This is a genomic window from bacterium, assembly GCA_030247525.1.
GTDB lineage: Bacteria > Electryoneota > JAOADG01 > JAOADG01 > JAOADG01 > JAOTSC01.
In genome coordinates, this window is sequence record JAOTSC010000004.1 from 41,058 (window position 1) to 49,463 (window position 8,406).

The 8,406-nt window shown below is 50.2% G+C and carries 8 protein-coding genes; 2 read left to right on the top strand and 6 right to left on the bottom strand.

Features of this window, described 5'->3' with window-relative positions; all coding sequences use genetic code 11:
• Position 1 precedes the first annotated feature (1 nt).
• Positions 2-1,945, top strand: coding sequence for an asparagine synthase (glutamine-hydrolyzing) (asnB, locus tag OEM52_01030; protein ID MDK9698720.1), 1,944 nt, complete (start codon positions 2-4; stop codon positions 1,943-1,945).
• 54 nt (positions 1,946-1,999) lie between these two features.
• Positions 2,000-2,914 carry a 16S rRNA (adenine(1518)-N(6)/adenine(1519)-N(6))-dimethyltransferase RsmA gene (rsmA, locus tag OEM52_01035; GenBank protein ID MDK9698721.1) on the top strand — a complete coding sequence of 305 codons (915 nt, stop codon included), beginning with the start codon at positions 2,000-2,002 and terminating at the stop codon, positions 2,912-2,914.
• On the opposite strand, the gene queG is transcribed toward rsmA, so the two are convergent.
• From queG to OEM52_01065, 6 genes are all read right to left on the bottom strand, one after another.
• Positions 2,911-3,999, bottom strand: a complete 1,089-nt coding sequence (gene queG, locus OEM52_01040; GenBank protein MDK9698722.1) for a tRNA epoxyqueuosine(34) reductase QueG — start codon at positions 3,997-3,999, stop codon at positions 2,911-2,913. The genes rsmA and queG overlap by 4 nt on opposite strands.
• Before the next feature lie 107 nt (positions 4,000-4,106).
• Entirely contained in the window at positions 4,107-5,387 is a 1,281-nt protein-coding gene (locus OEM52_01045; protein MDK9698723.1) for a glucose-1-phosphate adenylyltransferase, read from the bottom strand.
• 189 nt (positions 5,388-5,576) lie between these two features.
• On the bottom strand, positions 5,577-5,795 hold the full coding sequence (locus tag OEM52_01050; GenBank protein MDK9698724.1) for a hypothetical protein: 219 nt from the start codon (positions 5,793-5,795) through the stop codon (positions 5,577-5,579).
• Between the two features lie 307 nt (positions 5,796-6,102).
• Positions 6,103-6,417 (bottom strand): hypothetical protein, encoded by a 315-nt coding sequence (locus OEM52_01055; protein MDK9698725.1) that lies wholly within the window; start codon positions 6,415-6,417, stop codon positions 6,103-6,105.
• A gap of 212 nt (positions 6,418-6,629) precedes the next feature.
• The gene (locus OEM52_01060; protein MDK9698726.1) at positions 6,630-8,036 is read right to left on the bottom strand and encodes a sigma-54 dependent transcriptional regulator; all 1,407 of its coding nucleotides are present in this window, start codon (positions 8,034-8,036) and stop codon (positions 6,630-6,632) included.
• Positions 8,036-8,218, bottom strand: a complete 183-nt coding sequence (locus tag OEM52_01065) for a hypothetical protein (GenBank protein MDK9698727.1) — start codon at positions 8,216-8,218, stop codon at positions 8,036-8,038. Before OEM52_01065 ends, OEM52_01060 begins: the two co-directional genes overlap by 1 nt.
• Positions 8,219-8,406 lie beyond the last annotated feature (188 nt).

The following is an 8,406-nucleotide window of genomic DNA, read 5'->3' on the forward strand; positions in this document are numbered from 1 at the left end:
TATGTGCGGCATCGCTGGCATTCTGGGCAGATCCGAATCTCTCCGACCACCGATCCAGTGGTTGCAGGGGATGGCAAAGTCGATTGCCCATCGCGGGCCTGACGGCGACGGTTTTTTTCTCGAAGGAACTTGCGGGTTTGCTCATCGCCGGTTATCGATCCGCGATCTAACAGAAACCGGCAAACAGCCGATGACCTCCCACAACGGTCTCGTTACCGTTGTATTCAACGGCGAATTGTATAATGACGATGAGTTACGCAGTTCGCTGCATGCCAGTGGAACAAGATTTCGCGGTAGCTCCGACACCGAAGTTTTGGTCGAATTGTTCGCCCGCGATGGGTGGGACGCCCTCCCCCAATTCAGCGGGATGTTTGCATTAGCGGTCTGGTTTCACGACCGGAAGGAATTGTTGCTCGCCCGCGATTTCGCCGGGATCAAACCACTCTACTATTCGATTCAACCTGCTTGGTTTTTGTTCGCTTCGGAAATCCCCGCGTTACTGACAACAGGATTAGTGCCGCCGGATATCAATGAACCTGCAATATCGCAGTATGTTCGCCATGCACAACCAGCCATCGGCGAACGTACGTTATGGTCGCACATTCGGGTGTTACCGCCGAGTGGTTGGCTGCGGGTAAATCATTTGGGGGAAGTATCGCACGGCTTTTTGTGGCGGCCGCCCACTCACATCGAGGAAGAGTATCGCAATAATGACGCCCTTGTCGCTCATCGCTTGCAAGAGCTGTTATCCGACGAAACGAAACGTGAATTGAAAGCCGATGTGCCAGTCGGAGCGTATCTTTCGGGCGGAGTCGATTCGACCATTCTGCTTGCCGAAGTAGCTTCCGTCGCAACAAGTGTTCGCACCTTCGGTATCCGGTTTCCCGATGCGGGATTCGATGAGAGTCGCTATGCGAAGTTAGCGGCGAGTGCTTTTCAAGTCCAGCACACTCAGCTCACTTACTCGTTGGACAGTTATGTCGACGACTGGGTACAATTGGTGGCGCAGCGCGGCGCACCGCTCACCGTTCCGAATGAACCGCCATTAAAAGCGTTGGCGCAAGCCGCTTCGCAAGAGTTGAAAGTCGTACTCACTGGAGAAGGAAGCGATGAGTTATTCGGCGGGTATCCGTTACTGTCGCGCGCACCATTCGATTTTCATCGCAGCAAGTTGCTGGCTTCGAATCCCGAATTATTTGGCGAAGCCGCAGAAACGCTTACCAATGCGTTAGTTTCGCAATATGGGCGGGCAACGTTTCTAAGTCCGCTCGATCACTTTACCCGCGCCTACCGCTGGATTCCGGTACCGTTAACTGCAATTCTCTTTGGGTTGGAACGGGCTCGTTCCATCGAAAACGACGCATATCTCGATACGTTTTGGCGCGAACATTTCGCCCGTACCGCTTCGCTTCCTTACGAAGAGCAAGCACAGACAATACTCTGGAGTGTTCACCTGCCGGGATTGCTCGGACGGATCGACGCGACCACGATGGCGGCTTCGATTGAAGGACGGGTGCCGTTCGTATCGAAAAAATTAGTCGAGTTTGGATTGTCGCTGCCGTTGTCGCAGAAATTGCGATTCCGTTCCTTGGAAGCGGAGGCTCAAGCGTTCCGGTTACCCGCTTCCGAGATTTCCGGAAAACTGGATATTGCGAAGTATGTTCTGCGGGAAGCGTACAAAAACCGGATACCGAATTCGCTAAGGATGCGGAGTAAGACGAGTTTTCCGGTGCCGCTTGAGCAGTGGTTTTCCGGGCGGTTGCGGAATACGATTCGCGACCGGTTGATTGCTTGTGCTGAGAAATCGCATTGGTTTGACCGGGACGGCATTGAATACTTGTTTAGTCAAGCGCTTCCCCCCGGGAGTGGTATCGCCTTGTGGATGGCGCTAAATCTGGCGTTATTCTACGACGTGCGGGAATCGTTGCAGACTCCACAGAAGTAACAGGGATAATGGTTCGCGTTTCGGAAATGAAGTGCGAATGTAAAAGAAGAGACGATGCAAACATTACTGAAAAAATCGCTGGGACAAAATTTTCTGAAAGACGCTGAAGCCGCCGAGCGAATTGCCGACGGTTGGGGCGATTTGTCGACTAACGACGTATTGGAAGTCGGACCCGGCGACGGCAGATTGACGCGACACTTATTGAAACGAGCGAAACGGGTGATTGCCGTCGAAATCGATAAGCGCTGGGCAGACCAATTGTGGCGCACTTTTGAAGGACACCCCGGTTTTGTTTTACGGCATGACGATGTCACAAAAATCCAGTGGGAACGCGAAGTCAACAAGCCATTCGTATTGTTTGGCAATCTCCCTTATCACTTGAGTTCTTCGATCTTGTTTGGTGCCATCGAGTATATCCGCCGTCGTCAAGCCGATCCATCGTTGCCGCAACTGCTCGGTATGGTTGTGATGCTGCAAAAAGAAGTTGCATTACGCGCCGCCTCGGAACCGGGCAGCAGCGAATACGGACTGCTCTCGTCATTTCTACAGTTATATGGCACAACCGAAGTATTGTTTCATCTCCCGCCTTCCGCCTTTGTTCCCGCGCCGAAAGTGTATTCCTCGGTGCTAAAAGTAACTTTCGATAAATTGGATGTCGCAATCGACAATTGGTTACTGTTTAACTCAATCGTGCGGGCGGGATATGCCGGTCGACGAAAAATGCTACGCAATACGCTACCAGCAATCCGTCCACCACTCCCGGCAGGATTTCTCGATCTGAACTTCGATTACTCGCGGCGTCCTCAGACGCTTTCGCCGGTCGAATGGGTCGCTTTAGCCAACGAATTATCGGCAATGGGAAAATGGTCGCCGGTGCAGAAGAAGAAAAAAGAGAAGCCGTACAAACTTGTTACCAACGACGACAGCGATGAGATGCTTGATGAGGAAGACGACTCGCTACTTACTTAACCGTTCGCGTCGTCGCTTAAAAGTTTCCTCGGGAGATGCGCGCGCACCAAGGGGGAAGTGTCGTAGGCAAGGTATTGCAGGGCGTCGCGGGCTTCCGGACTATTCCAATTCGCCAATGCAATCGCAACATTTCGCAGGAAGGCATCGCGTCCCGGACGTAACAACGGTGTGTCCGCGAAACGCTCCTTGAATTTCTTCTCATCCAACTCGATTAGCGAAAGCAAGGGAGGATGCCACTCCTCCCAATCGTGAGACAGCTCAGGTTGCCGATGCGGCTGAGCAAACCGATTCCACGGACAACAGGTCTGACATTCGTCACAACCAAAAATCCAGTTTTTCATTTTCGGACGAAGTTCTTCTGGTATAATCCCCCGGTACTCAATTGTCAAATAGCTAATGCAACGGTTCGCATCCAAGACAAACGGTTCGAGAATCGCGTCGCTGGGACAAGCTTGTAAACAGCGGGTACAACTGCCACAGGACGGTTTTGCTTTCATCGATACTTCTGTGATTGCGCCGACCGGTTGATCAGGCGGCACCGGCAAATCGGCGGTTGTGAGTAGCTCGCCAAGCAATAGATATGACCCGGCGCGGGGATTAATCAAACAAGTGTTTTTCCCAATGAAACCGGTTCCGCCATCGGCGGCAACCGCACGTTCCAAGATCGCACCCGTATCGACATAAGCTTTCGACTGCACTCCCCATTTCGCATCGAGCAGTTTTCCTAAATCGAGTAGTGGTGGGAGCAGCCAATCGTGATAATCCTTCCCATGCGCATACCGCGCGATTTGTCCACGTGAAGGATCGGTTGTAATAGAAGCGGGAATTTCCACTGTGGAATAATTTACCGCAACTGAGATGAACCATTTTGCACCGGGTAAGATTTGGTTGGGATCGGCGCGACGGTTTCTACCGCGGGGAAGGTAGCTCATTGTCCCAAACAGATTCGCGGCAATCCACCGGTCGAAATGACCGATGGTTGGGGAAGGCGCTTGGACCGGAGAAAAAGCGATATACGCGAACCCCAGCGATTTCGCCTGTTCGGTGATCCACTGCCGTAAATCTGTGCTATTTGTTTGAGACATATCGCAAGTAACGATTTTTCTTTCGTAGATGCTATAAGGAAACGGGCAAACCATTAGATAGTTCGCCCGCACTCGATTCGATTAACTACTACTGCCTGTGTACTGAATCAAATAATAGTATGATCAGGGATGATGGCATCTTTCTCGATGACGGTAATCCCATCGTGAACGACCCAACCGTGCCCCTCTTCCGATTCTCCGACACTTCGGCGGCGGATGTGGACATCGTTTCCGACCCGGGCATTTTTGTCGATAATCGCTTCTTCGATGACACAATTTCTGCCGATGCCAATGTCAGGTCTTCCTAACTCACGATTGCGAATGCGATCCTTTTCGGTTTCAAAATTATCGGCACCCATCATGAATACCCGCTGCAGTCGAGTTCCAGAGTCGATACGTGACCGAATACCAATAAGACAATCACGAAACGTTACCCCTTCGAGCAAACTTCCTTCCGAAATCACCGTTCGCTGTGCCGAAACATTTTGCAATTTTGCATACGGTAAAAAGCGGGAGCGCGTAAACAAGCGATTCTCAGGATCAAACAAATCGAACTTCGGATGGGGTTGTGCGAGATCGAGATTTGCCTCAAAGAAACTGCGGATGGTTCCGATATCTTCCCAGTAGCCATCGAATACATACACATTGGTTTTAAATTGGCGAATCACCGTTGGAATAATCTCTTTACCGAAATCGAGTTTCGTCCCATCTGCAAGACTCTTTTCCAATACATCGGTATTGAAAATATAGATTCCCATCGATCCTAAGAAGGGGCGATTTTCCCAATCGGGACGGGTATCACCGGTAATCGGCGCGGTAATTCGCAGCGACTCGATTACCGCCGGGTCTTTCGGTTTCTCGATAAAGTTTAGCACTTTCCCTGATTCATCGATCTGAAAAATTCCCAAACCGGGTACTTTTTCGGTCTCGACCGGAATCGCTGCAATTGTAACCTGTGCGCCCGTCGACCGGTGTTGCTCAATCATCTTCCGATAATCCATCCGATAGATATGATCCCCACTAAGGATAAGAACTTCCCGGCTATTGTAAGGGCGAAGATGTTTGAGCGACTTCCGGACAGCGTCGGCTGTTCCCTGAAACCATGCGTTACTATCTGGGGTTTGTTCTGCTGCGATAATGTCGACAAAGCCTTCCCGGAACGAATCGAGGAAGTATCCGTGATGGATATGACGATTCAGCGATGCGCTATTGTATTGAGTAAGAATAAAAATGCGATGGAGGTCGCTGTTCAAACAGTTAGAAATGGGAATATCGATCAACCGGTACTTGCCACCAATCGGCACCGCTGGTTTCGAACGGTACTTCGTGAGGGGGTTTAGTCGGGTTCCAGCGCCACCGCCAAGGATAACGGACAATACATCGTGCATGACTTACTCCGGGGAATATGGTACTACGTAGGGAACAACAATATACGGAAGGAAGATGGAGAAAAGGGATTACTTTTCGGTGTAGACAAACTTCTAACGTGATGTCTTCCGTTAACAGCTTGATCGAGAATAAACCGGGTGACTCGAACGAATCACCCGGTACTTCGTTGTTCCCTGTCAATAAAGTGCTCAAGCGGATAGATCGATCACTGCTCCTAAAAAAGGGATGACATCTGGACGTAACCGCTTACGCAATTCTTCCCGCAGCAGTACGAGTCCGGTTGGCTCATCAAGCGGTTGGGGATCGGGAAATGTTACTTCTCCTGTCATATTCCGGCGTTCTCCCGGCCAAGCACTCAACAACGGATCCATTGGACGTGGGCCAAAGATGATCTCGCCGGTCGCCATTTTGCACACTCCTGTTTGAAGGAAATCTTACGGAAAAGCACACAAAACTTTCGATAAACACTCAAGTTTTGGTTTTATCGAGTCGAAAGAGTATCGCAGGCCAACGGGTTCTAACCGCGCGAGAGCCTGAGGTACGCGAAACAGCAATGGTCAGCGGGAACCTAACTGACACGCCCCGTCCGAAGGTCGCTACTGAGCCAGCACTGTTTCGGATTGCGCACCGCATTGGCGGGAGCGGACCGTTGGCCCACTCTTCCTCACGACCGAATCGCCGTTCCCGTCCAGTAATTGGGCGGGAACGGTTTTTCTATTCCCCAGGGGTCACCGGTCCCGGGAGAGCGAGTCCTTCGGAATACCCTACGCGGTACCAGTCTCTTCCCACTGCTTCCAGTTGTTCCACTGTTACCGGTAGCTCTTGAGCAGTCTCGGAGAGATACTTCTGAAACAAGGCGCGAGCTGCCTCAGAAATTTCAACGGAATCCTCGACTGACGCGGCTAACCGGGCAGTGGTCATGTAATGCATCGTTTCTTGCACCGCATAGGAACCAGTTACCGATGGGGTAGCCGGAACTCGGTTCGCGGGAAGATTCGTTGGGTTGTTGACTGGTTTCGACGGATCCATGTTGCAATCCTTTCAGATCAGGATTGAACAACTCCCGTGCCAAAACACAATCACTTGATAATTAATAAGATAGAATTTTCAGGTGAGGACACGCTGTTACGGATAGGTAACAGTTGTTAAAAGTGTTCGAGTGATAAGGGGTAACAATCAGATAATCAGGGAATGAGTAGGTGTGGTTTTGTGTTGGTTTTCAAGCCTGGAAACACAAACGATTACTTCGTTAATGCGATAATCGGGCTTTCTTGCACTGAATCTTCGCGTAGTTGCTCTAAATTGATCGCTAATTGCTCGATTTTCTCATACAGATTTTTTCGGGCAATTTTCATGAGCTCTGCTGCTTGCGACACATTTCCGTCACATTTTCGTAACACCCGGCAGATGAACTCGCGTTCAAAATGCTTACGGGCATCTTTTAGAGTAGGAATTTCACCTTCAGCCGGCACTTCCATCGCCAAAATGGAAAACGGTTCACCCAAGTCTTGCGGTGTTAATACATCGCTGGACATGAGTACCATCGCCCGTTCCAGTACATTTTCCAATTCGCGGATGTTTCCGGGCCAACGATGTCTTTGTAGGGCTATCTGCGTTTGTGGGGGTAAGATCGGGGCGGCTTTACCTAACCGTTTCGCTAACCGTTCCAGTATCATTTTGGTCAAACCTTCGATGTCTCCGATCCGGTCGCGCAAAGGTGGCAAATGAATTTTTATCACATTAAGCCGGTAGAAGAGATCTTCTCGAAATTTTCCTTCTTTAACATCCTCCGCCAGATTGTGCCAAGTAGATGTGATCAGACGGACATCGACTTTGATCGTACGCTCACCGCCTACCCGCTCAATCGTTCGCTCTTGGATTGCGCGTAGCAATTTAACTTGCACCGGGAGCGGAAGGTCACCTACCTCATCGAGGAGGAGAGTACCCCCATTAGCTAACTCAAACCGACCAATCCGTTGCTTTACTGCTCCGGTGAATGCTCCAGCTTCATGTCCGAACAGCTCTGACTCAAGCAGCGATTCCGGCAAAGCGGCACATGCTACTTTGATAAACGGTTTGTCTTTTCGTTTTGAATAATGATGAATCAAGGATGCCATGACTTCTTTGCCGGTACCCGATTCCCCTTGTATCAGCACTGTTGTGTCGGTTTGCGCAATTTTATCGATTACAGCGCGGTACAATTTCGATAACTCTTCATTCCGGGAATAAAAGGTCGCTTTCGGTTTATTGTTCGATTGAGTTCGTTCGCCTATCTCCAATGCTGTTTCGCGATAGGTGTGACATAGTTCAGAGATTTGTTGTGGAGTCAGTGGCTTCAGTAAAAAATCGACAGCCCCGGATTTCAATGCATTTACGGCGGCATCAAGGGATGCCGTCGAGGTATAAATCACAATCGGGAGACCTTGCCGATTGCGCTTCAACCATTGCACGATTTCAATACCACCGGAACCCGGCAAAACTAATTCCGAGATAACGAATCCTACCGGTAACTGTTCCAGTCTTCGGATCGCTTCGGCGCCGTCGGTTTCGGTATGTACTACCCAATTGAACCGTTTCATCGACGCGGCAAGCTGTTTTGCTGTTTGGTAATCGTCATCAATGATGAGTGCAACGGGATTGTGTTCCATTACCAATTTCCACTGTTGGGTGTATCCATCGAATCGGGAACGACAGCGCGCAATTCAGGGCCAGGCTCAAATCCTAACGGTTCCTGGAGTCGATTGTAGAGAATGCGTTGCCAACCAGCATCACGGAATGACATTTCTTTCAGGAATTGCAGGTGATCATCTGCTTCTTGACTTCGATTCATTTGCTTCAACAAATGAAACTTCATGATGTGGCGAGAACATTGTCCCCTTCATCCTCAAGAACTTCCTCGACCCGTTGTAACGCAGACGAAAGGTCTTTCTGTTCTAACTCAATTTGGGCAACCCGAAGTTTCGCTTCAGTCAGCGTGGTATCAAGGATTGCCGCTTCCAGTAAAATCTGCTTTGCTTC

Excerpts from the sequence above, each read along its gene's own strand:
- OEM52_01060 (MDK9698726.1), bottom strand. The coding sequence starts at position 8,036 with ATGGAACACAATCCCGTTGCACTCATCATTGATGACGATTACCAAACA.
- OEM52_01045 (MDK9698723.1), bottom strand. The coding sequence starts at position 5,387 with ATGCACGATGTATTGTCCGTTATCCTTGGCGGTGGCGCTGGAACCCGA.
- queG (MDK9698722.1), bottom strand. The coding sequence starts at position 3,999 with ATGTCTCAAACAAATAGCACAGATTTACGGCAGTGGATCACCGAACAG.
- rsmA (MDK9698721.1), top strand. The coding sequence starts at position 2,000 with ATGCAAACATTACTGAAAAAATCGCTGGGACAAAATTTTCTGAAAGAC.
- OEM52_01055 (MDK9698725.1), bottom strand. The coding sequence starts at position 6,417 with ATGGATCCGTCGAAACCAGTCAACAACCCAACGAATCTTCCCGCGAAC.
- OEM52_01065 (MDK9698727.1), bottom strand. The coding sequence starts at position 8,218 with ATGAATCGAAGTCAAGAAGCAGATGATCACCTGCAATTCCTGAAAGAA.
- asnB (MDK9698720.1), top strand. The coding sequence starts at position 2 with ATGTGCGGCATCGCTGGCATTCTGGGCAGATCCGAATCTCTCCGACCA.
- OEM52_01050 (MDK9698724.1), bottom strand. The coding sequence starts at position 5,795 with ATGGCGACCGGCGAGATCATCTTTGGCCCACGTCCAATGGATCCGTTG.